This is a genomic window from Corallococcus sp. AB038B (assembly GCF_003668955.1).
Classification (GTDB): domain Bacteria; phylum Myxococcota; class Myxococcia; order Myxococcales; family Myxococcaceae; genus Corallococcus; species Corallococcus exiguus.
The window spans coordinates 521,401-545,304 of sequence record NZ_RAWO01000004.1 but is presented as its reverse complement, the minus strand read 5'-3'; the positions used below and the strand labels follow the sequence as shown (position 1 = coordinate 545,304).

11 protein-coding genes are annotated in these 23,904 nt (G+C 72.0%); 4 read left to right on the top strand and 7 right to left on the bottom strand.

The window, feature by feature from the left end; genetic code table 11:
- Positions 1–30: 30 nt before the first annotated feature.
- The 4 genes from D7Y04_RS21355 to D7Y04_RS21340 all read right to left on the bottom strand — a co-directional run bounded on the left by D7Y04_RS21355 (position 31) and on the right by D7Y04_RS21340 (position 17,438).
- Positions 31–8,085: a non-ribosomal peptide synthetase/type I polyketide synthase gene (locus tag D7Y04_RS21355; RefSeq protein ID WP_121760512.1), complete on the bottom strand. Its 8,055-nt coding sequence runs from the start codon at positions 8,083–8,085 to the stop codon at positions 31–33.
- The gene (locus tag D7Y04_RS21350) at positions 8,082–11,108 is read right to left on the bottom strand and encodes a type I polyketide synthase (RefSeq protein WP_121760511.1); all 3,027 of its coding nucleotides are present in this window, start codon (positions 11,106–11,108) and stop codon (positions 8,082–8,084) included. The genes D7Y04_RS21355 and D7Y04_RS21350 overlap by 4 nt, the downstream gene beginning before the upstream one ends.
- 2 nt (positions 11,109–11,110) lie before the next feature.
- Positions 11,111–16,660: a type I polyketide synthase gene (locus D7Y04_RS21345; RefSeq protein ID WP_121760510.1), complete on the bottom strand. Its 5,550-nt coding sequence runs from the start codon at positions 16,658–16,660 to the stop codon at positions 11,111–11,113.
- 202 nt (positions 16,661–16,862) lie between these two features.
- Complete coding sequence (locus D7Y04_RS21340) at positions 16,863–17,438, bottom strand: carboxymuconolactone decarboxylase family protein (protein ID WP_147477171.1); 576 nt, start codon at positions 17,436–17,438, stop codon at positions 16,863–16,865.
- A gap of 276 nt (positions 17,439–17,714) precedes the next feature.
- Here D7Y04_RS21340 and D7Y04_RS21335 point away from each other — a divergent pair, with 276 nt between their 5' ends.
- The 3 genes from D7Y04_RS21335 to D7Y04_RS21325 all read left to right on the top strand — a co-directional run bounded on the left by D7Y04_RS21335 (position 17,715) and on the right by D7Y04_RS21325 (position 19,470).
- Positions 17,715–18,266, top strand: a complete 552-nt coding sequence (locus tag D7Y04_RS21335) for a carboxymuconolactone decarboxylase family protein (RefSeq protein ID WP_120553475.1) — start codon at positions 17,715–17,717, stop codon at positions 18,264–18,266.
- Complete coding sequence (locus D7Y04_RS21330) at positions 18,263–18,739, top strand: redoxin domain-containing protein (RefSeq protein WP_120594346.1); 477 nt, start codon at positions 18,263–18,265, stop codon at positions 18,737–18,739. The genes D7Y04_RS21335 and D7Y04_RS21330 overlap by 4 nt, the downstream gene beginning before the upstream one ends.
- Positions 18,740–18,828: 89 nt before the next feature.
- Complete coding sequence (locus D7Y04_RS21325) at positions 18,829–19,470, top strand: RNA polymerase sigma factor (protein ID WP_120594345.1); 642 nt, start codon at positions 18,829–18,831, stop codon at positions 19,468–19,470.
- Between the two features lie 7 nt (positions 19,471–19,477).
- Here the strand turns inward: D7Y04_RS21325 and D7Y04_RS21320 are convergent, their stop codons facing one another.
- Together D7Y04_RS21320 and D7Y04_RS21315 are read right to left on the bottom strand one after the other, a co-directional pair.
- On the bottom strand, positions 19,478–20,500 hold the full coding sequence (locus D7Y04_RS21320) for an isopenicillin N synthase family oxygenase (protein WP_121760508.1): 1,023 nt from the start codon (positions 20,498–20,500) through the stop codon (positions 19,478–19,480).
- 143 nt (positions 20,501–20,643) lie between these two features.
- The gene (locus D7Y04_RS21315; protein ID WP_370457171.1) at positions 20,644–21,756 is read right to left on the bottom strand and encodes a FadR/GntR family transcriptional regulator; all 1,113 of its coding nucleotides are present in this window, start codon (positions 21,754–21,756) and stop codon (positions 20,644–20,646) included.
- Between the two features lie 371 nt (positions 21,757–22,127).
- Between D7Y04_RS21315 and D7Y04_RS21310 the strand changes: the two genes are divergently transcribed.
- On the top strand, positions 22,128–23,180 hold the full coding sequence (locus tag D7Y04_RS21310; RefSeq protein ID WP_121760507.1) for an oxidoreductase: 1,053 nt from the start codon (positions 22,128–22,130) through the stop codon (positions 23,178–23,180).
- A gap of 4 nt (positions 23,181–23,184) precedes the next feature.
- Here D7Y04_RS21310 and D7Y04_RS21305 read toward each other — a convergent pair whose 3' ends face one another.
- Positions 23,185–23,658 (bottom strand): GNAT family N-acetyltransferase, encoded by a 474-nt coding sequence (locus D7Y04_RS21305; protein WP_121760506.1) that lies wholly within the window; start codon positions 23,656–23,658, stop codon positions 23,185–23,187.
- Positions 23,659–23,904: the final 246 nt, after the last annotated feature.

The window sequence follows — 23,904 nt, the reverse complement described above, 5'->3', positions numbered from 1 at the left end:
AAACGAGATGAACGAAGCAGAAGCCCTGGCTCAGGCGCGCAGGGCGGACGACAGCGAGCCCACGAGCGCATCGAGCCCGTGGCTGAACAGGGTGTAGTGATTGCCTTCCAGCTCCACGAGCTGGCCGCCCGAGGTGAGCCGCAGCCACGCCTCCGCGTTCTGCCGCGAGGCGCCTCCGGGCTGCGCGCCCCGGCAGAACCAGACGCGGCCGGCGTAGGGCCGGGCCTGGTACGCGGTGAGGGCGCGCATGTTCGCCTTGAACACCTCCGCGTGCGCCCCCAGCGTCGCGCGGTCGAGCTCCGGAGCAATGGCCTCCTGCGCCCGCAGGTCCTCCACCACGCGCTCCAGCACCGCGTCCGCGGGCAGGGCCCGCAGCGCGCCAGCGTCCACCGAAACGCGGCGGGCTGACAGGGCGCCCAGGTCCTCGGCGAAGCGCGCCATCAGCGCCGCCTCGTCCATGGCGTCCCCGCCCTGCCCCGCTGGCGGGACGAGCACGTCGATGAGCGCGAGCGTGGAGACGGTGTCCCCCGCCGCCTGGAGCTGGCGCGCCATCTCGTAGGCGACGACGCCGCCCATGGACCACCCGCCCAGGTGATACGGGCCGCGCGGCTGCACGTCGCGCAGCGCCTCCAGGTACGCGGCGGCCATGGCCTCGATGGACCGGGCCGGCGCGCCGGGCGGCACCTGGATCCCGAAGACGGGCTGATCCGTCCCCAGCTTCCGCGCCAGCTCCGCGTAGCAGAGGACGCTGCCTCCCACCGGGTGCACGAGGAAGAGCGGAGGACGCGTGCCCGCAGGCTGGATGGGCACCAGCGCGCCACGCCCCTCGCGCCGCGGCGCTTCCGGCCCGGCCAGGGACTCGGCGAGCAGCGCGATGGTGGGCATCTCGAAGAGGGTCGCCAGCGGCAGCTCCCGGCCCAGCTCCTGACGCAGCCGCGCCATCAGCCGCACCGCGAGCAGCGAGTTGCCTCCCACCTCGAAGAAGTTGTCGTGGACGCCCACGGGCCCCGGCAAGAGCCCTTCCCAGAGGCCGGCCAGCGTCTTCTCCAGCTCGGTGCGCGGCGGCACCTTGACGCCGGTCTGCTTCGGCTGCTGCGTGCCCTCCAGGGCCGGCAGCGCGCCGCGGTCCACCTTCCCGTTCGCGCTGAGCGGCAGCGAGTCCAGCGTCACGAAGGTCTGCGGCACCATGTACTCCGGCAGCTTCGTCCGCAGCGCCTCGCGCAGCGCGTCCAGCGCCGGGGGCGCCTCCGCGTCCAACACCACGTAGGCCACGAGCCGCTTGTTGCCCCGCTTCTCTCCCACGGCGGACGCGACGGCGGCGCGCACGCCCGGGTGCTGGAGCAGCGCGTTTTCAATCTCGCCCAGCTCGATGCGGAAGCCCTGGACCTTGACCTGGAAGTCCTCACGGCCCAGGAACTCGATGTCGCCGGACGGCAGGAAGCGGCCCAGGTCTCCCGTGCGGTACAGCCGCTCGCCCGTCAGCGGGTGGCGGATGAAGCTTCCGCGGGTCTTCTCCTCGTCCCGCCAGTAGCCGCGCGCGACGCCCACTCCGCCGATGAAGATCTGCCCCGTCACCCAGGTGGGGCACGGCATCAGCGCATCGTCGAGCACCAGCATCTGCTGGTTCAGCATCGCCTTGCCGTAGGGGATGCTGGGCCAGGCGGGGTCCACGTCGCCAATGGGGTACACGATGGACCAGATGGCCGCCTCGGTGGCGCCGCCCATGCTGTAGACGGCGGCATTCGGCGCCACTGCGTGGATGCGCTCCGGCAGCGACACCGGGATCCAGTCGCCGCTCATCATCACCGTCTTCAGCTGGGGCCACGTCTCGCCCAGGCCCGCCAGGTGGTCGGCCATCATCTCCATCAGCGCCGGGACGCTGTTCCACACCGTCACGCGGTGCTCGCGCACCAGGTGGAGCCAGCGGCCGGGCTCGCGCAGCTCGCCGGGCTCAGGGATGACCAGCGCGCCACCCGCGGCCAGCAGGCCGAAGACGTCCCACACCGACAGGTCGAAGTTCATCGCGGACAGCGCGAAGCCCCGGCTGTCCGCGCCGACGCCGTAGCGCGTGTTGACGTCCAGCAGCGTGTTGAGCGCCGACCGGTGTTCAATCATCACGCCCTTGGGGTGCCCCGTGGAGCCGGACGTGTAGATGACGTAGGCCAGGTCGTCCGGACGCTGCACGCTCGGCAGCGCGTCCGCGGACGGCCGCTGCGCCTCCGGTCCGTCGATGGCCAGCACCGCGCTGGGGTCCACGCCCGCCAGCTCCAGCTTCAGCCAGGACTGCGTGAGCACCTGCCGGGCTCCCGTGTTCTCCAGGAGGTAGCGCAGGCGCGCCGGAGGCAGGTGCGAGTCAATGGGCACATACGCGGCGCCGGACTTGAGGACGCCCAGCGCGGCGACGACCTGCTCCCAGCCCTTCTCCATCACCAGGGCCACGAGCGCGTTGGGCTTTGCCCCCTGCTCGCGCAGCCAGTGCGCGACGCGGTTGGAGGCGGCGTCCAGCTCCGCATAGGTGAGCGTGCGGCGCGAGGTGATGACCGCGGGCCGGTCCGGCTGGAGCGCGGCGGCCCTCACGAACGGCTCGTGCATCAGGCCCTGCGCCACGGGCGCGGCCGTCGCGTTGGCCTCCCGGCGGACGTCCAACTGCTCCGGAGGCACCAGCAACCGGGTGCGCTCCGTCCATGCCGCGGGCTCCGCCGCCAGCCGCGTCACCAGGCCCGAGTAGGCCTGGAACATGGCGTCGATCATCCCCGCCGGGAACAGCTCCTCCACCACGTCCCAGTTGAGGACGAGTCCACCGCCGTCCTCCACCACCTGGTGATCCAGGAACACCTGGGGCGTGCGGATGCTGCTGTGGATCTCCTCGCCGCCCGTGCCCATGGTGAGCAGGTGCTGGGCCAGGCCGGCCGGAGCGGCGTCGCCTTCGCGCGAGTGGAAGTTGATGGTGCTCGCGTAGACGACGGGCATGCGGGCGCGCCGCATGTCGCCGTCGCGCCGGTTGAGTTCACGCAGCACGCGCACGCCGCTGAACGACGCGTGGTCCAGGTCGTTCCACAGCTGCTGCTGGAGCCGCTGCGCTCGCGAGGAGATGGACTCCGCGCGCTCCACCTGCACCTCCAGCAGCGTGGTGGCGCTGAAGTTGCCGAGCACGCGGTCCACATGCGGGTGCAGCGGCACGCGGTTGAAGAACAGCACGTTGAGCGTGAAGGCGCGGCTGCGGCCCCAGGTGGCCAGGACCTCGGAGTAGGCCGCGCACATCACCATGGAGGGCGTGACGCCCGCCTCGCGCGCCAGCTCCTTGAAGCGCGCCCACTGCGCCTTGGGCAGCCGGAACGAGCGGTGCGTGAAGCGCGGCAGCTCCAGCGTGCCCGGGTGGCGGGCCATGGGGAGCTCCGGCGCGGGCGGCAGCTTGGGGACGCGGTCGAGCCAGTACTTCTCCGCGGCGGCGTACGCGGGGCCAGACTCCAACGCCTGCACGCCCAGCACATAGTCGCGGAAGGTGATGTCGATGGGCCGCAGCGCCCCGGCGCCCTCGCGGTACACGGCGGACCATTCCTTGAAGAGCAGCGACGTGCTCCACGCGTCCACCACCAGGGCGTCGAAGCCCAGGTGCAGCCGCGTGCGCTCGCCGTCCAGCCGCGTGGCCCGGACATCGAACAGCGGGAAGCGGTCCGTCTGGAAGACCTGGGTGGCCATCTCCGTGCGCAGCGCCGCGAGCGCGCGCTCGACCTGGGACGCGTCCTGGCCCCGCAGGTCCACCGTGCGGATGACGAAGGAAGGCACCGTGGGCAGCACCCGCTGCTGCCCGTCCGGCGTCACCACCGCGCGCAGCATGTCGTGGCGCTGGATGACGACGTCCAGGCTCGAGCCCAGCCGCTCCAGGTCCACGCCCAGCAGGTCCACCTCCAGGAAGAAGTAGGTGGACACGCCGCCCAGCTCGAAGGAGCGGGTGCGGCCCAGCAGGTACGCCTGCTGGAGGTCGGTCATGCCGAAGGGCTGGTGGCGCCCTTCCCCGTCATGCACGAGCACCTCCACCGGGGCCGGCTCCGCGCTCGCGGTCCGCGCAGGCTCCGCCGCGCTGCTCGCGGGAGGAGCCTCCAGCGACAGCTGTCCGAGGATCTCCGAGCAAAGGGCCTTGAGGCTCGCGCCCGCCAGCAGCCCGCCGAGCGACAGCGCCACGTTCAGCTCGTTGGCGACCGCGCTCTTGAGTTCCAACGCCATCAGCGAGTCGAAGCCCGCGTGCGCCAGCGGCGCGTCCACGTCCACATCCGCGGCGGACGCGCGCAGGATGACGGCGACCTGGGCACGCAGCCACTCCACGAGCCGGGGCGTGCGCTGCGCCACCGGCAGGCGCGCGAGCACATCCCGCAGGCCCGACGAAGCGGGACGGGCGGCGCTCGCCGACGGCGTGACTTCCGCGCGCGTCACCTTCTGGAGCGCCTGCACCGTCGTGCGCTTGAGCAGCGCTCCTTCGGCGCGCAGGAAGACGCGGCCCTGCGCGTCCGCCACGTCCACGTCCGCGACAATCGTCGTGTCCCCGTCCTTCCAGGGGCGCAGCCGCACGTGGGCCCGGGTCGCGGTCGCCGGAGTGGCGGGACCGACGACGAAGCGGGCGACCTCGACGATCATGTAGATGGCGTCCTCGGGCACGTCGCCCGGCAGGCACGCGAAGACCGCCTGGAAGAGCGCGTCCACCAGGCCCGGATGGACGCGGTAGCCCTCCGCCTCCTTCGCGTCGGGCGCGCGCATCGTCGCGAGCGCCTCGCCCTCACGGAAGCGGACCTGCTCAATCCACCGCGCCGAGTGCCCGAGCACCAACTGGCGCTTCTCCATGCGCGCGTAGAACTCCGCGCCGTCCAGCGTCCGCGTGCAGCGCGCGAGGATGGCGTCCGGGGACTCCAGGCCCTTCTCCTCCTGGGCCTCCGCGAGCCGTCCCTCCACGTGCACCGCCCAGGCGCTGGAGTCCTCCGAAGCCCCCGGCGGCAGGCTGTGGAGCGCGAAGCCACGCTCGCCCTTCGCGTCCGGTGGCTCCACCACCAGGTGCGCGACGCGCGTCTCGTCGTCGTCCATGAGGAGCCCGCGCCGGACCGACAGTCCCTCCACACGGCAGGCTCCGGCTCCCGGCGTCAGCGCGTGCCAGGACTGGAGCGCGGCCTCCAGGAAGACGCCCACGTTCACCACCCGCATCCCGCCCATCCGGCAGTCCGCCAGACACGGGTGCTGGGCCGCGTCGTACCGCACGCGGAACTGGGCCGCGGGCAGCGGCGACGGCAGCCGGTTCCCCAGCAGCGTCGTCGAGGCGGTCTCCTCCCGCACCGGAGCCGAGGACCGGGCCGCCGTACCGGGCGCGGGGGCTGCGTACCAGTACCGCTTCCGGTCGAAGGTGTACGTCGGCAGCGGGACCCGGCGCGGCTCGAGCCCCGCGTGCAGGTGGTCCCACTCCAGGTCGGCGCCGCGCGTGTACAGGGCGCCCGCGCTCTCCAGCATGGAGCGCTGGGCGGACAGCCCCTTGCGCATCGACGGCAGGAAGGCGCGGTCCCCCGAGGGCGCGTAGCGCTTCACCATGCCGATGAGGTGGGGCGCGGGGCCGACCTCCACGAAGGTGTCGAAGCCGTTCTCGAACAGCCACTCCATGCTGGCCTGGAAGCGCACGGCCTCGCGGGCGTGGTCGCGGAAGTAGCGCGGCCCCAGCGTGCCGGCGTCCACGGGACGGCCGGTCAGATTGGAGATGAGCGGGAGGGACGGCTCATGGAACGTGAGCCCGGACGCGGCCTGCTCCAGCGCGTCCAGCATCGGATCCAGCAGCGGCGAGTGGAACGCCTGCGAGACGTTGATGCGCTTGTGCTTGTGGCCCTGCGCCATCAGCGCCTGGAGCACCTGCTCCACGGCGTCCACCTGGCCGGAGATGACGATGTTGTCCGGCGCGTTCACCGCGGCCACGGACACGCGGTCGGCCTTGCCCTCCAACGCCGCCCGCACCTGGGCCTCGCTGGCGAAGACGGACGCCATCGCGCCTGACGCCGGGAGCGCCTGCATGAGCGCGCCGCGCACGGCGAGCAGCGCCACGGCGGCCTCGGGCTCGAAGACGCCCGCGACGCAGGCCGCGACGTACTCACCCACGCTGTGGCCCAGCACCGCGGCAGGCACGACGCCCCAGCTGCGCCAGAGCATGGCGAGCGCGTACTCCACGGAGAAGAGCGCGGCCTGGGTGTAGCGGGTCTGATCCAACAGCCCCGCCGTGAAGCCCTCCCCGCGCAGGAGCGTGAGCAGGGGCACGTCCCAGTGGGACTTCAGCGCCTCCGCGCAGCGATCCAACGCCTGCCGGAACACCGGCTGCGAGGCGTGCAGCTCCACCGCCATGCCCGGGAACTGGCTGCCCTGGCCGGTGAAGAGGAAGGCCACCTTCGGCCCCTGCCCCACCTGCGCGCGGCCCAGGGACGCCCCCGCCGGCAGCTCCCCCGCCGCGATGGCGGACAGCGCGTGCTGGAGCGACTCCAGGTCGTCCACGGGCAGCGCCACGCGCTCCGCGAACCGGGCCCGGCCGGTGTTCACGCTGAAGCACACGTCCTCCAGGAGCAGGTCGCGCTTCGCCGCCAGGTGCGTCGCGTGCCGGCCCGCCAGCCGCGCCAGCACCGCCGGACTGCGCGCGGACAGGGTGAAGAGCTGCGTGCCGGGCTCGAAGGTCCGCGCCGGGCGCACCACGGCCGGGGCCTCCTCCACCACCAGGTGGGCGTTGGTCCCGCTCGCGCCGAACGAGCTCACCCCCGCGATGCGCGGACGCTCCGCGCGCGGCCACGCCTGCGGCCGGGTGGAGATGGCCACCGGCAGCGCCTCCAGGTCGATCTCCGGGTTCAGCTCCCGGAACTGGACCTGGGGCGGCAGCTCCTCGTTCTGGAGCGCGAGGATGACCTTCATGAGGCCCGCGGCCCCCGCCGCCGGCTCCAGGTGCCCGATGTTGGCCTTGATGGACCCGATGTGGATGCGGTCGCCTTCCGCGCGACCCTCGCCCAGCGCCGCGCCCAGCGCGCGCACCTCTATCGGGTCGCCGAGCGGCGTCCCCGTGCCATGCGTCTCCACATAGCTGACGCGGTCCGCCCCCACTCGCGCGGCCTTGAGCGCACCGCGGATGACGTCCTGCTGCGCCGCGGGGTTGGGCACCGTGAGGCCACCACTGCGGCCGTCCTGGTTGACGCACGAACCGCGGATCAGCGCGTGGATGTGGTCCTTCGCCGCCACCGCGTCCGACAGGCGCTTGAGCACGAAGACGACACAGCCCTCGCCGCGGGTGTAGCCGTTGGCGTCGCGGTCGAACGTCTTGCAGTAGCCGTCCGGCGACAGCATGCCCGCGCGCGACAGCACCACGAACCACTCCGGTGACAGCAGCACGTTGACGCCGCCTGCCAGTGCTAGCGAACACTCCCCCGCGCGCAAGCTTTGACATGCCTGGTGCAGGGCGACGGCGGAAGATGAACAGGCCGTGTCCACGGACAGGCTGGGACCGCGCAGGCCCAGCCAGTACGACAGGCGCCCGGCCGCGAACGTGGACGCGTTGCTGGTGAGGCAGTAGGCGTCCAGCTGATCAATGGGCGTCTCCTGCATCAGCTTCTGGCAGTAGTCGTAGTTGGTGATGCCCACGAACACACCGGCCATGCTCCCCTCGAGCTTGTCGAAGGGCTGCGCCGCGTTCTCCAGGGCCTCCCAGCTCACCTCCAGGAACAGGCGCTGCTGGGGATCCAACGTCGCGGCCTCGCGCGGGGAGATGCCGAACACGCCCGCGTCGAACCGGTCGACCTGCTCCAGGAACCCGCCCTTGAAGTCCTGTCCGTCCGGGGTCGCCGCGGCGCCGCGATCCTGGGGGAAGGTGCGGATGCCGTCGCCTCCGGAGCGCAGGAAGCGCCACAGCGTGGACGGGTCGTCATTGCCGCCCGGCAGGCGGCAGGACATGCCGACCACGGCGATGGGCTCGGAGCGCTGGGACTCGACGGCGTCGAGCTTCCCGCGGAACTCACGGATGCGCTCCAGGGCACGCTGGAGCAGTTCGTCGCGGTTGGATGCTTCGGTGGAAACCGGCGGGGTGCTCATGACAGGTGGTCCTTGCTGGAAATGGAGGAGGTCTCTTCGAGCTCGCGCGCCAGGAGGTCGGCGATGCTGTCGGTGCCGCCTCCCTTCGCCGGCGACAGGCCCTGGGACGCCAGGGGCTGCGGCTCACGCGGCGGGGTGGCGGGTGCCGGAGGTGGCGTGAGGAACGTGCCCAGCTGCCGGGACAGCCGCTCCACGGTGGGGTTTTCGAAGATGACGGTCACGGCGAACTTGCGGCCCAGCTGCTGCTCCAGCCGGTTGCGCAGCTGTCCGGCCATCACGGAGTCCATGCCCATCTGGAAGAAGCCACCCTTGGGGTCGAGCCGGGCGGCGTCGAACTTCAGGATGCGAGCCACCTCCGCGTGCACCAGGCTCCGCAACTTCGTGGCGCGCTCGCGCTCCGGAAGCTCCGCCCAGCCAGCCAGCTGCGGCGAGGCCGGGGCGCGGACTTCAGTGGGACGCCGGACGGGTTCCGGGGGCGTGTCACGCACCGCCGCGCGGGGCAGCTCCAGGCTGGTGGAGCGCACCGACGCGAGCATCGTGACGGGCCGCTCCTTGAACCAGAAGGACTCGCGCTCGAAGGGATAGGTCGGCAGGCGGAGGAAGTGCCCGTGGGGCGCGAGCAGCCGCTCCAGGCGCAGGCCCAGCCCCGCTGCGTGGAGCGCCGCCGCGGACGTCAGCATCGCCCCCAGCGCATCCTGGCTCCCACGGAGGCAGGACACCGCCAGCACGTCCGTCAGTCCCTGGCGCGCGGCGGCCTCCTCCACCGGCGCGGTGAGCACCGGCTCCGCGCCCAGTTCCACGAAGAGCACGTGGCCCGCGCGCAGCGACTCCTCGATGCCCGGCGACACCTGCGCGGGCCGGCGCAGGCACCGCGTCCAGGCGCCGGCGCCCAGGGACTCGCCGTCCAGCACCGTCCCGTCCGCCGAGTACAGGGGCACCGCCGTGGACCGGGGCGTCAGTCCCGCGAGCGCCGCGCTCAGCGCTCCGGCGGCCGCGTCTCCCTTCGCCAGCAGGGCGCCGCACTCACGGGCGACGCGCGCGGCGTCCTCCAGCGACAGCGCTCCCGCGACGTGGGCCGCGGCAATCTCCCCCACTCCCTGCCCGAGCACCGCGCCCGGCTCGACGCCCCACGAGCGCCACAGTTCGGCGAGCGCCACCTGCACGGCGAAGTGCTCACCCACTCCGTCCGCGCCCTGCCCCAGCTGGAGCGCGCCGCGACAGCGCTCCACGGCCTGGGCGAACACCGGACAGTCGCGGCCCAGCGCCGCGAGCCGGGCCCCTGACAACCGGGGCTCCGAGGGGAAGAAGAACACCGGGCGCCCAGGCCTTCCGGCGGTGCCCGTCCATGCGCCCGGAGGCCGGACGTCCTGCTGGAGCGCGCGCAGCTGTTGGATGGCCTCCTCGCGGGTGCGGACGACGAGCCCCACCCGGTGGTCGTGGTGCGTCCTGCGCAGCGCGGCCGTGGCGCAGACGTCCTCCAGCGTTTCATGCTGGCCGGCGCCGCTCGTCAGGTGGTCCGCCAGACGCCGGGCCACGTTCGACAGCGCCTTGCGGCTGCGGGCGGAGAGCACCAGCAGGTGGGAGCGCTCCGCGCCAGACACGGAGGGCCGTGCGGCGGCCTCGGGGCGCGCGGACTCCAGGGTGCCCAGCACGACGTGCGCGTTGGTGCCGCCCGCGCCGAACGAGCTGACCGCGCCGTAGCGGCGCTCCGCGGGGTCCGTCCACGGCGTCGACTCCGTGGGCACGTAGAGGCGCGTGCCATCCAGCGAGATGTGCGGGTTGAGCGCCTGGAAGTGCAGGTTCGCCGGGATGACGCCGTGCTTGAGCGACAGCGCGACCTTGAGGATGCCGACGATGCCGGCGCCCGCCTCCAGGTGCCCGATGTTCGTCTTGATGGAGCCGAGCGCGCAGGGCCGCCGCTCGCCCTCCGCGGCGCCGTAGATTTCGGAGAGGGCCTCCACCTCGATGGGGTCGCCCAACGACGTGCCTGTCCCGTGCGCCTCGATGAGCCCCACCTCCGAGCCGGTGAGCCGCGCGCGCTCCAGCGCCTTGCGGATGACGGCGCGCTGGGCCCCGCCGTTGGGGGCCGTGAGGCCGTTGCTGAGCCCGTCCTGGTTGACGGCCGAGCCGTGGATGACGGCCCACACCGGGTCCCCGGCCGCGATCGCGTCCGACAGGCGCTTGAGCACCACCACGCCGCAGCCCTCGCCGCGGACGTAGCCATCCGCGCGCGAGTCGAACGTCTTGCAGCGCCCATCCGGCGCCAGCGGCAGGCCCTTGGAGTGCGCCACCGACACCACGGGCGACAGCAGCAGGTTGAGCCCGCCCACGATGGCGGTGGAGCTCTCCCCGTGGCGCAGGCTCTGGCAGGCCTGGTGGACCGCGACGAGCGACGAGGAGCAGGCCGTGTCGAAGGCCATGCTCGGCCCGCGCAGGTCCAGCAGGTACGAGAGCCGGTTGGGGATGATGCAGTTGGTGCCGCCCACCAGCGAGTACGTGCCCAGCACCTGCGGCTCGGAGAGCTGGAGCTGGAGGTAGTCGTTCCCGTTGGCGCCCACGAAGACGCCGGTGTCCGTGCCCGCGAGCGCCTTCGCGCTCAGGCCCGCGTCCTCCAGCGCGTGCCACGCCACCTCCAGGAAGAGGCGCTGCTGCGGATCCATCTGCTCCGCTTCACGGGGCGAGATGCCGAAGAAGTACGGATCAAAGCGGTCGGGCGAGTCCAGGAACGCGCCGTAGCGCATGTGCATCCGCCCCGGCGTGGCCACGTCCGCGTCGTAGTAGCGAGACAGGTCCCAGCGGTCCGCGGGCACCTCGCTGACGGCGTCCACCTTGCCGCGCAGCATCTTCCAGAGCGTCTCCGGGGTCTCCCCGCCCCCCGGGATGCGGCACCCCAGGCCGATGATGGCGATGGGCTCCCGGCCCCGGGACTCCAGGGCCTCGAACCGGGCCCGGAGGTCCTTCAGCGCGTCGAGGCTGCGCTTGAGCAGCGTGGGATCATTCGCGGTGGGCAGTGGGGCCGTCATGGTCAGGACTCCTTGATGAGCTGGTGGACCTGGACGAGCTCGGCCTCCAACAGCCGCTCGAGCTCCAGGTCGGAAGGCAATGCCGCGTCGGCGGGAACGGCGGGTGCGGCGGGCACGGGCGCTGGCGGGACGACGCGCGCGGGCGCGGACCGGGCCGCTGGGGCGGACGAGGCCTGGCTCAGGACGAACCCCGTCAGCGCCTCCACCGTGGGGTGGTTCCAGAGCGCGGTGGCGGAGAGCCGGATGCCGGTGCGCGCCTCGATGCGGTTGCGCAGCTCCAGCGACATGACGGAGTCCATGCCCAGGGTGCGCAGCGGCTGGTCCACGGGGACGCGCGCCGGGGCCAGCTTGAGCACCGTGGCCACCACCTGCCGCAGCTCGTCCTCGGCGCGGGCCCGCCGCCGCGAGGGATCCAGCGCACCCAGCTCGTCGAACAGCGTCCGGGACGGAGCAACGGCCGGGCGGGCCTCGTCAGTCCGGGCGACGGCGGGCCGCGCCACGTCGAGCACGCGGACCTTCAGCCCGTCGACGTGGAACAGGGGCTCGCCCGCGTCGGTGAACGCCACCACGTCCACCAGGAACACCGGCCCCTCACCGCCCGGGCGGCGCTGCGCGTGGACGTGGAAGGCCCCCTCCGGGAGGCGGTGGAGCGCGAACCCGTCCACCCCGACGCTGATGAGCTGCCGTCCCCGGAACACCAGGCTGGGCGGCAGCGTGGCGATGGAGAGCTGGAGCGCGGAGTCGATGCAGGCCACCCGCGCCAGCTCCGGGTCCACGGAGGCCGCGGGCGGAAGGATGCGTCCCAGCGCCTGAGCCTCGCGGGACCAGACGCAGTCCACGCCACGGAAGGCGGCGCGGTACTCCAGCCCGCAGCCCGCCAGCAGTTCGTAGTACCGCACGGAGTCCAGCAGCATCGCCGCGGAGCCGCGCAGCGAGTCCCGGAGCGCCAGCGCCTCCTGCGCCCGCTCCCGGCCCACCGCCGCCGCGGGCCCCGAGTCCACCAGGGCCCGAGCGTGCGGCACCCACGTGCGGCCCTCGCCCTGGGAGAACACCTGGAGCTCGCGCTGCGCGTCGCGCACGGAGAGCACGGTCTGCACGCGCGGCGCGGGCTCGGAGCCCAATATCAGTGGCTGCGGGAAGGCGATGTCCCTCAGCGCCACGGGCGCGGTCCCCAACGCCTCCTTCGCGGCACCCAGCGCCATGGACAGGAAGACGGCGCCGGGAACCACGGCGTCACCGCCCACGCGGTGGTCGGCGAGGAAGCCGGACACGTCCGCGCCCCACTCGGCCTGCCAGTGGTGCAGCCGCGGCTCCAAGGCGGACGGGAAGTGGCTGCCCAGGAGCCCCTCGCCGCTCGGACGGCTGGCGGCGACGGGCGCACGGGCCACGGGCGCCGGCTCCAGCCAGAAGCGCTCACGCTGCCAGGGGTAGGAAGGCAGCGGCACGCCGGGGCGCCCCGCGCGGGTGATGGCGCTCCAGACGGGCTCCAGGCCTCGCGTGTAGAGCGCCGCCACGGAGCGCAGCAGCGTCTCGCGCTCGGACTCGTTGCGCCGCAGCGACGGCAGCACCTCGCCCGGCTGATCCACGTCCGCCAGCTCCTGCTCCACGGCGGGCAGCAGGATGGGATGCGGGCTCATCTCGATGAAGACGTCGTGTCCCGCCGCGCGCGCGCGCCGGACCGCCGAGGCGAAGAGGACGGGGTCGCGCAGGTTGCGCACCCAATAGCCCGCGTTGAAGTCGCGGCCGTCCGTCACCGCGTCCAGGACCGTGGAGTGGATGGGCACCGCCGACGGCGAGGGCTGCACGCCCGCCAGCACCTCCAACAGCTCGCCCTTCAGCGCGTCCATCTGCGGGCTGTGGGAGGCGACATCCACCTTGACCCACCGCCAGAAGACGCCGCGGGCCTGGAGCGCCTGGGAGATGACCTCCAGCGCCTGTGGCTGGCCCGACAGCACGGTGGAGCGGGAGCTGTTGCTCACGGCCACGGCGACCTGCGCCTCGTGGCCGCGCAGGACCTCCCGGGCCTCGTCCAGCGTCAGCTCCGCGGCGAGCATGGCGCCCTGCCCGCTCACCCGGCGGAGCAGCTGACTGCGGCGGCAGATGATCCGCGCGGCGTCCGCCAGGTTCAGCGCGCCCGCGACATACGCCGCCGCGACCTCGCCCATGCTGTGGCCAATGACCGCCTTCGGCCGCACGCCCCACGAGCGCCAGAGCGCGGCCAGCGCCGCCTCCACGGCGAAGAGCACCGGCTGCACCACGTCCACCCGGGCCATCCGCGACGCGGACTCGGACGCCTCCAGCTCCTCCAGCACGGACCAGCCGGTGAGCGCGTGGATGGCGGCGTCGCACCGCATGAGCTCCGCGCGAAACGCCGGCTCGTCACGCAAGAGCTGCCGGGCCATTCCGTGCCACTGCGAGCCCTGCCCCGGGAAGACGAACACCACCGAGGGCGCCTTCGCGAGCGCCGGAGTCACCAGCCGCTCATGGGGCTCGCCCCGGGCGAACGCGTCCAGAGCCTGGGCCAGGTCCTCACCTCCGCGCGCGACCACCGCCAGCCGCTCCGCGTGGTGCGTCCGGCGCAGCGCGGCCGTGGCGGCGACGTCCTCCACCTGCGTCCAGGGCGCCTGGCGAAGCTTCCCGGCCACGCGCGCCGCCAGCTCCCGGAGCGCCTGCGGCGTATGGGCGGACAGCGGCACCAGCGCGTCGCGGGCGACGGGAGCGGCCGCCCCCGCGCATCCCAGACGGAACAGCGTGGCGCGCGCTTCGTACAGGGCCAGCCGCTCGTCCTCGTCCCGCGTGGTGGACGGCAGGACGACAGGGGGCGGCTGCCGGCCCTCGGCGGCCTGCTGCAGGGCGCCCACCAGCACGGGGTGCGGGCTGAGCTCCACCAGCGCGTCCACGCCGTCGGCCACCAGTGACGCGAGCACCGGAGCCAGCCACACCGGCGTGCGCAGGTTCTGGCCGAAGTAGCGCCCGTCCACCTCCGGCCCCTCCATCCGCCGCCGCAGCGCGGTGGAGATCATCGGCAGACGCGCGGGTTTCGGACGGAGCCCGGCGAGCACCGTCTCCAGCTCCGGGAGGATCTCGTCGATCTGCGGGCTGTGCGCGGCGACGTTCACGCGGATCCGCGCGCACAGCTCCTTGCGGCGCTTGAGCTCCGCGAGGAGCGCGTCGAGCGCGGCCGGGTCTCCCGACAGCACGGTGGACCGGGGGCCATTGTGGCCGGCCAGCACCACCGCCCCACCCGTGGCCTCCAGGAGCCCGGTCAGCGCGTCGGGCGGCAGGTTGACCACGGCCATGCCGCCCCGGTCCGCCAGCAGCTTCTGCAGGCGGCTGTAGTGGTGGATGACGAGCGCCGCCTCCTCAAGGTCGAGGATGCCCGCGATGTGCGCGGCGGCGATCTCCCCCAGGCTGTGCCCCACGACGACGTCCGGGGTGATGCCCCAGGCGCGCCACTGCTCCGCCAGGGCCACCTGGAACGCGAAGAGGAGCGGCTGCACCACGTCCACGTCGTCGTAGCGGGCAACGCCCTCCGCCTTGAACAGCTCCTCCCGGAGCGACTGGCCGGAGTGGACCGCCAGGGCCGCGTCCACGCGCTCGAAGGCCGCGCGGAAGGCGTCCTCCGTGAGCAGCATGCGCCGGCCCATGCCCACCCACTGGCCGCCCTGCGGAGCGCAGACGAAGGCCACCTTCGGAGGCCGGCCAGGCGCCGTCCCCAGCGTCACCATCCCCGCCACGCCGGCCAGGAACCCGCTCAAGCGCGCCACCAGCTCGCCCCGGGTGCGCACGCACACAGTGAGCCGCTCCGGGCCGGAAGCCTCCGGCGCCAGCACCGCGTGGAGCGCGTCGAGCGGCACCCCGGTCCGCAGGGCATCCAGCGCGCGGCGGGCCTCGGCCTTCAGGGCCTCGGTTCCGGACGCCGCCAGCCCCAACCAGGTGAGCCGCGACGGAGGGGCCTCCTGGAGCACGACGTGGGCGTTGGTGCCGCCCCAACCGAACGCGCTGACACCCGCCACGGCCGGCCCGTCCGTCACCGGCCACGCGCGGGGCTCACGAGAGACCTCCAGCCGGAGTTCATCAAAGGGGATGAGCGGGTTGGGCCGCGTGAAGTGGAGGCTGGGCACCACCGTGCGCTGCTCGACGCACAGGCAGGCCTTGAGGAAGCCGGCGATGCCCGCGGCCCCCTCCAGGTGGCCGATGTTGGTCTTCACCGAGCCGATGACCAGCGGCGGGCCCTCGCCGCGCGCCTTCGCGAACACGGCCCCGAGCGCGCCCGCTTCAATGGGGTCACCCAGCGCCGTCCCCGTGCCGTGCGTCTCCACGTAGCCCACCGCGCCGGGCGCCACGCCCGAGCGCGCATGGACCTGCCGCAGCAGCTTCTCCTGGGCCTCCGGGTTGGGCGCCGTGAGGCCGTTGCTCGGCCCGTCGTTGTTGCTGCCCGTGGCGCGGATGACACAGCGGATGGTGTCGCCCGCGGCGAGCGCGGCGGAGAGTGGCTTGAGGACCACCACGCCCCCGCCCTCTCCGCGCCCGAAGCCGTCCGCGCTCGCGTCGAAGGCCTTGCACACGCCGTCCGGCGACAGGCCGCCGAAGCGGGACAGCGCCACCATGGTGTGCGGCGAGGCCATCACGCTGACGCCGCCGACGATGGCCGTGGTGCTCTCCCCCGCCCACAGGCTCTGGCAGGCCAGGTGGACCGCCACCAGCGACGACGAGCACGCCGTGTCGATGACGAGGCTGGGCCCCTGGAGGCCCAGCACGTATGAAAGCCGGTTGGCGATCATGTTGAGCGCCTGCCCGGTGGCCGTATGTGGCGTGATGCGCCCCGGCTCCGCGCCGCCCAGCTCCGCGTAGTCCCGCCAGATGGCGCCGACGAACACGCCCGTCGCCGTCGCGTGCAGCTCGCGCGGGACGATGCCCGCGTCCTCGAGCGCCTCCCACGCCAGCTCCAGGAACAGGCGCTGCTGCGGATCCATCTCCGTCGCCTCGCGCGGGGAGATGCCGAAGAACAGCGGATCGAACCCCGCGATGTCCGGCAGGAACCCGGCGCGGCGCGGCACCGGCGCGCGGCCCCCGCCGCGATCCGCCTGCTGCAGCCGCCCGTCCGTCCAGCGCCCGGAGGGGACCTCCGACACCGCGTCGCGCCCGGTACGCAGCAGCTCCCAGAACGCGGTGAGGTCCGGCGCGCCCGGAAGGCGGCAGGCCATGCCCACCACCGCGATGGGCTCGTCGCGGGCCACGGAAGGCCCGGCGGCCTCCACGGGAGCCGTGGCGTCCGCGTCACCCGTGGACAGGTGCCGCAAGAGCGCGTCCACGCTGGGGTGGCGCCAGAAGACCGTGGGAGACACGTCGCGTCCCGCCAGCTCCGACAGCGCCCGGCCGAGCGCCACCGCGCCCAGCGAGTCCAGCCCGTAGTGGCTGAAGGGCCGGCGGGAGTCGATCTGCTCTGGCGACAGGCCATTGCGGCGCGCCAATGCCTCCAGCAGGTGTGACCTGATCGCGGACAGCACGGACGCGTCCGTCACAGGATCAGAGATCGTCGGCGCACCCATGGCATTTCCCCCTGTCAGCCCTTCCCCAAGGGCCCGGTTTCCACATCAGCGCAAGGCAGACCCCACCCGCGCCTGAAGCCACTCAAGACACGACAAGACCGTCACCGCGAACGCGGACTCGCGCGCCAGCGCGAAGGGCCTGGGCGCGAAACATCGGATGTCTGGGAGGAAACCCTGGGACCTGGCCCAGGGCCCCCGAGCACTACGCCTGGCGCGCCGCCGCCCCGGACGGGCGGGTCCACGCGAATTCCTTCAGCGCCGGCTCCAGCTCCACGCCGCCCAGGTGGTTCGCGTAGTTCACCAGCACCTGCTGGGAGAGGGCCAGGATGACGTCGAGCGCGTTGGCGCTCGTGAAGCCCTGGGCCGTGAACCGGTTCCAGAGGTCGTCTCCCACGGTCCCCTTCTCACGGACCACCGTCCGGGTGAACTCCGCGAGCAGCTCCAGCCGCGGATCCGGCAGCGTCGTCCCCGACCGGAGCGCGGCCACGAGCGCATCCGGGACCTGGAGCTTGCGACACAAGAAGCTGTGGAAGGCCATGCAGTACGAACAGTCGTTCTCCCAGCCGATGGTCATGATGACCACCTCGCGCTCCACGGCGCCCAGGGAGGACTGGGCCAGCAGCGGCCCCATCTGCGCGAAGGCCTGCGTCACGCCGGGCGACTCCGCGATGAGCCCCAGCAGGTTCGAACGGAAACCGGCGGACTTCTCCACCGCGGCCAGCACCGGACGGGACTGCTCCGGCGCGCTCTCAATCGTATGAATCCTCAGTCGCCCCAAGACTCACCCTCCCCAAAAATGGAATGTTGGATTCAATTGACAATGCCACCGTGAGAAATCCGTTTCAACAAAGAATCACATCCATTTCAATTTTCCCTTGCGGACTTCGCACCTGATTTATGGGGATTTTATGTATGATTATTTCTCCAAAAATCACGCGTGATTTCGTGGACTTACGATTCCCTGAGAAGAATCGACAGGTCCGGCGTAACGCCGGCCTGGGGTCGCGACCTTAATGACTGGCAAGCCGCAATCATGCGGCCTCAGGAGTTCTCAATGTCCCGTCTGAACCTTGTCGACGCTTCGCACGCCACGCTCAAACCCATCAAGGAGAAGCTGGGCGCCAACCTGCCTCCGCCGGTCCGGGTGCTTGCCAATTCGCCCGCGGCGATGAGCGCCTTCTTCGCGCTGCACGGGACGCTGGGCCAGGGGCAGCTGACGCCGCGCGTCCGCGAGCAGATCGCGCTCGCGGTGGGCAACGCGCAGGGCTGCCGCTACTGCGTCTCGCACCACACCCAGCTGGGCCGCAAGACGGGCCTCTCTGATCAGGAGCTGGATCAGGCGCGTTCCGGCAAGGCGCCGGACGCCAAGGTGGAGGCGGCGCTCCAGTTCTCCCGTCAAATCGCGGCGCGCCGCGGCGCGGTGACGGACGCGGAGCTGGCGGCGGTGCGTGCCGCGGGCTGGACCGACGGTGACGTGGTGGAGATCCTGGCGCAGGTCGTCGCCACCACCTTTGGCAACTACCTCAACCACCTGGCCCAGACGGAGATCGACATCCCGCCCGTGGACCTGGTCCCAGCGGCGGTCATCGACGGAATCCACGCGTGACAGCGACCTTCGAGCCCGGGGCCCGCTTTCCCGACCTGGAGTTGCGGGACGGGACAGGCAAGCCCACGCGGCTGGGCGAGGCGATGGGCGGCGAGGCGGCGGTGGTGTTCTTCCTCCGCAACGCCGCCTGTCCCGTGTGCCGCAACCACTTGAAGACGCTGGCGAAGCGCCAGGGCGACATCGCGGCGAACCAGGCGAAGGTGATCTCGGTCATCCCGGATGGGCCCGAGGAGGCGCGGGAGCTGGCCACCTGGCTGGGAGTGCCGGTGCCGGTGCTGACCAGCGGGACGGGCACGCACGCGGAAGCGGGCCTGGAGCCGATACTCTGGGGCAAGCTGCAACCGAGCGGCACCGTGCTGCTGGCCCCCTCCCGAGAGGTCGTCTACGGGAGGCAGTCCGCCCTGCCGCCGCTGGGCTTCAACGAGAAGGAGCTGATGACCGCGCTCGCGCGTGGGGCGCATCGCCCGGTTTAGGCGACGGCGCAAGTCATCATGCGTCATCCGGGTCTTCCGGCCTTCCCCCTTCGGCGGCTTTTGCCGAAGGGGGTTAGGATGGCGGAGCCATGCCTGATGACAGCTCCCCGGACGCCGCCACCGAGCGCGCCCAGTTCCTTTCCTGGATCACCCTGCTCGTCCACCAGCACCGTGCGCGACTGGTGACGAGCGCGAGGCGCCGGGGCCTGCCTCCCGAGGACGCGCTCGATTGCGTCCAGGACGCCTTCGTCACCTTCCTGCGGATGCCGGAGGCCACGACCCTGTCGGCCCGCTCCAGCGAGGTCGAGCGCCTTCTGTCGACACTGGTGGCCCACGCCGCGCTGAATCAGCGGCGCAAGCTGGCGCGCCGGGCGCTGCCGACCGAGATCGAATTGTCCGAGGTGGCCTCCGACCTGCCTTCAGCGGACACGCTGGTGGCGGAGGCGGAGGCGCGGGTGAGCCTGGTGCGCTGTGTCCAGCAGCTGTCGCAGATGCAGCAGGCCGTGATCCGCCTCCGCCTCCTGGACGAGTGTCCGGGCGAGGAGGTCTCCACGCTGCTGGAGATCTCACCGGAGAACGCCCGCATCCTCCTGTTCCGCGCGCGCCAGCGCCTGCGGGAGTGCCTGGTGCTGGCGATGAAGGACCCGGGGCCGCCCGACATGGCCGCCGCGGAGACCTCGCCGAGGTCCCTGCAGGACACCGCCAGGGACCAGCGCCTCCGGCAGTCCTGAGCGGGCGCTACAGCACTTCCGCGCGCAGGTCGGGGAACACCTTCCCCACCTTGCCGAGCAGGTAGTCCCCGTAGGTGCCCCGGAAAGCGTGCACGCTCTGCCGGTCCCACCGCTCCGAGTGGTCGTCCGCGCCCGCGTCCTTCAACGCGGGTGAGTCGATGGCCGCGATCTCCGCCGTCCAGTCGGGGTCGAAGAAGAACGGCAGCGACAGCCGGTCACGGCCGGCGCGGTTGAGCACCCGGTGCGGCGTGGAGCGGTACACACCGCGCGTCATCCGATCGAGCATGTCGCCGATGTTGCACACGAACGCGTCCTCCACCGGCGGCGCGTCCACCCATCGCGTGTGCCCGTCCTGGCGCGTCTTCACCTGGAGCCCGCCCGCGTCGTCCTGCTTGAGGATGGTGAGCACGCCGTAGTCGGTGTGCTCGCCCACGCCCCACACCGGCAGCCCTTGCGCGTCCACCTCCGGGCCCGGCGGGTAGTTGAAGATGCGGAACAGCACCGTCGGATCCGCCATGTACCGAGCGGCGAAGAAGTCCGCCTCCAGCTCCAGACTGAGCGCGATGCCGGACATCAACGCGTGTCCCAGCGACGTCAGCGCCCCCATGTACGCCAGCACCGCGCCGCCCAGCCCGTCCGGCTCAAGGGGGAACAGGTTGGGTCCATGCAGCGGAGTGCCGGCGCGCACGCGAGGGTCGTCCGGCGACAGCTCCGTGCCGAAGTACAACCCTTCCTTGCGATCCGGCCGACCCGACGTGAGCTCCCCGCCCACGGGGAAGAAGCCCCGCCACGCCCTCCCCCCGAGCGCCATGCGCACGCGCTGCTTCTCCGCCTCCGGCCGCGCGAAGAAGTCCCGAGCCAGCGCCTCCAACCGGGCTTGAAGCCCCACGTCCACGCCATGGCCCACAACGTAGAAGAAGCCGGTGTTCCGACAGGCCGCGCCCATGCGAGCAGCGACCTCCCTCCGCGCCTGGGGGCTCGACGTGGGGTCGACGAGGGCTCGAACGTCGATGAGGGGCACGGTATCCATGGCGCGAACTCTAGCCAGAAGTGCGTTGCCCCACCCTGCGCTGAAGCAAGGCTCCAGCGAATGCTCGACGCAGGTGTCCCCACCACCGACCCAGGCGGCCCGGGGTCCCGTGAAGCGCTCCACCCGCATTGCATTCCGCGCGATTATCCGAGGGAACCGGTGGGTGGATCCGCTGACGGGAGGCCACCCCCGCCGGACGAAACGCCTCCATCGGCCAAACAGTCAGCCAGGTCGCGCGAAACATCACCCGCCACCTCCCTCACGGCGCCCCCTCCATCGTGTCCACAGGACACATCCTCTGGAGCGGGAGAAGTCAGCAGAGCCCCGCTGTCGGAATCCAAGGCGGCGGTCCCATCATGGGGACGAAGTGCAACGCCGTGTGCCCCGGTGTCATCAACGGCTGGCTCACGGAGGCCGAGGCTGCTCCGCTCGCCCTCGCAAGCCACTGTCTCCAGCGCAACGTCCAGGGGAGCGGCCGGCACGGAAGAGCCGCGAAGGTCCTCAGGGGCGCATGGAGCCTCGGGGGAGGCCTGCTCCTGGGGAGCGGAGGCGGCAGCGGGGGCGAATGCGTTCAGCACGCGCTCATCGCGAGCCTTCAGCAATGCTGGCAGCTCATGCTGAAGTGCCTGCACGTCGCGCTCGTGCACGATTGCTATCACGCGGAAGGCCCACTCGCGCAGCGCCTCTCCGCCCATGAGCGGCAGCAGTTGGGCGGCTCCTCCCAGGAATGCCCGCTGCAGGGACTGCACGAGGAGCACGTGCCCCGGACGCGCAGCCACCCGCGCCGCATGCCGCAGCAACTCGAATTCCGCCTGCGCGCAGGTTTCCCCCGACTCCCAGCGCGCCGCGTCCTGGAGCTGGAAGCACGTGCTCCCCAGCCGGTCCAGGTCGAGGTCCGAGGCCCTCGCGCAGCAGTCGGCCAGCAGCTCCACCAGCACCTGCCGCTTGAGGCTGAAGTAGCCTTCCAGCAGCCACCGGGCATCCGGGTTGCTCGCGTCATGCAGCGCCAGCCCCAGGTTCTCCAGCGTCAGTGACTCATCCAACGCCACCGCGCGCGTCTTGCGTCCGGCGCGCTGAACCACCAGGCCCCGGGCGGCCAGCCGCCGCAGCGCCTCGCGGATGGTGCCCCGGCACACCTCATAGCGGCGCGCCAGCTTCGCTTCGGAGCCGAATTGTCCGCTCGGATGCAGCAGCCCCAGCGCGATATCGCGCTCGATTTGCGCCTCCACATAGGCCACGAGTCCTCGCCGCTCCATCCCCACTCCCCTTCCTCGTCCCAGCATCGCCATCCAACCACAGGGGTCTGACATGGACGTGCGGGCCCACCCTTCTCATTGCCAGTCACCCTCCGGGCCCGGTCGGAGAAAAACTTGTCCGACAGTCGGACAGGTTTTGAGGCAACCGGCCCCGGGCGGGCGCCTTTGCCCCTGGCCTGGTATCCGCCCCACGACATCGCGGCCCGCGGCTGCGCGCCGAAACGCAGCTCGTTCTGGCTCACCACTTCGGGTTGCGGCATGGGGCGACGCTCTTCTTGCGCCCTGCTGAGTGCTCCGGTGTCGGGAAGGCGGCAGGGCCAGGCACTTACGTCGGTCCGCATGGAGGCCACTTCCCGCTACCCTCGCGGTCCATGACCTCCGCTCGCGTCCCTGGCTCCCCGCTGCGGGTGGGCCTCCTTGGCTATGGCCTGTCCGGCTCGCGCTTCCATGGACCCCTCATCGCCGCGGAGCCCGCGTTCACCCTGGCTGCCGTGGCGTCCAGCCGCGCTGACGCCGTGGCCCGCGACTGGCCAGGCGTCCGCACCGGCACCGTGGAGTCGCTGCTGGCGGCTCCAGACCTGGACGTGATCGTCGTGTGCACGCCCAATGATTCGCATGCATCGCTCGCGGGGCTGGCGCTTCGCTCGGGCAAGCATGTGGTGGTGGAGAAGCCCTTCGCTCTGGACGCGGACGAGGCCATGCGGCTGGACGCGCTCGCGAAGGAGCGCGGGCTTTGCCTCACCGTGTTCCACAATCGGCGCTGGGACGGTGACTTCCTCACCGTGCGCCAGTTGCTGGAGCAGGGACGACTGGGGACGCTCTATAGCCTGGAGAGCCACTTCGACCGCCTCCGGCCCCAGGTGAAGGATCGCTGGAAGGAGCAGGACGTGCCCGGCGGCGGGACGCTTTGGGACCTGGGCTCGCACCTCATCGACCAGGCAGTGCAGCTCTTCGGCCTGCCAGAGTCGGTGGCCGCGGACCTGGGCCGGCAACGTCCGGGCGCGAAGGGAACAGATTGGTTCCACTTGGTGCTGCGCTACGGCTCGCTACGCGTGCTGCTGCACTCCGGATCCGTGGTGCACGCGCCCTGGCCCCGCTTCGTGTTGCAGGGCGACCGGGATGCGTACGTGAAGCATGCGCTGGATCCGCAGGAGGGACAGCTCGAAGCGAGCCTGCGTCCCGGCCATCCGGACTTTGGCCGCGAACCCGCGGAGCGCCACGGCCGGTTGCTGGCCTCGGGGGAAACCGTCGCCACTGTCCCTGGTGCGTATGGCCAGTTCTACCAGCAGCTCGGCGCCGCCATCCTCCACGGCGCGCCCGTGCCCGTGACGGCGCTGAGCGCGAGCGAGACAGTGCGTGTCATCCAGGCCGCGATCCAGAGCGACCTCGAAGGCCGCCGCATTCCGCTGCCTCCTCGCGACTGAAGAATCAGAGCGTCTTCTCCAACACCAGGAACGTGGGCGACGCGTAGCCCGCGTGCGTTCCATGGGAATGGAAGACGTAGCCCTGGCGCGCGTACCACGCATGGTGCGACGTGAGCGCGAGCCGCACCGACAGCCGCACGCGCGTCTGGCCCAACGCGCGCGCTCGGGACTCCACTGCGTCCATGAGGCGCAGCGACATGCCCTGGCCTCGGTGTGATGGCAGCACCGCGAGCCGATCCAGGTACAGGTGGTCCACCTTCGGGTGGAAGAACACGCAGCCGAAGAGGATGCCGTCCGCCTCCGCGACGAAGGCGCCTCCGTCCGACAGTTCGCGCCGCACCACGGCTTCCGTCTTGTCGTGCGCGCTGGAGGGCGGATCCAGGCGGCCGCGGTATTCCTCGAAGGCGTCGCGCAGCACCTGGGTGATCCGCTCGGCGTCGGTGGGCGCGGCTTCGCGGATCCGGAAGGGCTCGGGCATTCCCGAAGTCTAGTGGAAACGTCAGGCGCGGGCGTTTCACCATCACGGTGAAACACCGTTGAAACATGTCACCAGAGACCGGGCGTGGAGCGGAATTCCCGCTCGGTCTTCAGCGCCCGCAGGGCCTCGCTCCCGAGCGGGCTGACAGCCAGGCCCTCTCGACCAAATCGCTGCGGCCGTGTCGGAGTGCCTGTCTACTATCCCGCGCGCTCGCGAGTCCGGGAACCCGTCACATCTCCTTCCCGA

Bases quoted from the DNA above. Each gene is read 5' to 3' on its own strand.
- D7Y04_RS21355 (WP_121760512.1), bottom strand. From the start codon at position 8,085: ATGAGCACCCCGCCGGTTTCCACCGAAGCATCCAACCGCGACGAACTG.
- D7Y04_RS21350 (WP_121760511.1), bottom strand. From the start codon at position 11,108: ATGACGGCCCCACTGCCCACCGCGAATGATCCCACGCTGCTCAAGCGC.
- D7Y04_RS21345 (WP_121760510.1), bottom strand. From the start codon at position 16,660: ATGGGTGCGCCGACGATCTCTGATCCTGTGACGGACGCGTCCGTGCTG.
- D7Y04_RS21335 (WP_120553475.1), top strand. From the start codon at position 17,715: ATGTCCCGTCTGAACCTTGTCGACGCTTCGCACGCCACGCTCAAACCC.
- D7Y04_RS21325 (WP_120594345.1), top strand. From the start codon at position 18,829: ATGCCTGATGACAGCTCCCCGGACGCCGCCACCGAGCGCGCCCAGTTC.
- D7Y04_RS21320 (WP_121760508.1), bottom strand. From the start codon at position 20,500: ATGGATACCGTGCCCCTCATCGACGTTCGAGCCCTCGTCGACCCCACG.
- D7Y04_RS21315 (WP_370457171.1), bottom strand. From the start codon at position 21,756: ATGGAGCGGCGAGGACTCGTGGCCTATGTGGAGGCGCAAATCGAGCGC.
- D7Y04_RS21310 (WP_121760507.1), top strand. From the start codon at position 22,128: ATGACCTCCGCTCGCGTCCCTGGCTCCCCGCTGCGGGTGGGCCTCCTT.
- D7Y04_RS21305 (WP_121760506.1), bottom strand. From the start codon at position 23,658: ATGCCCGAGCCCTTCCGGATCCGCGAAGCCGCGCCCACCGACGCCGAG.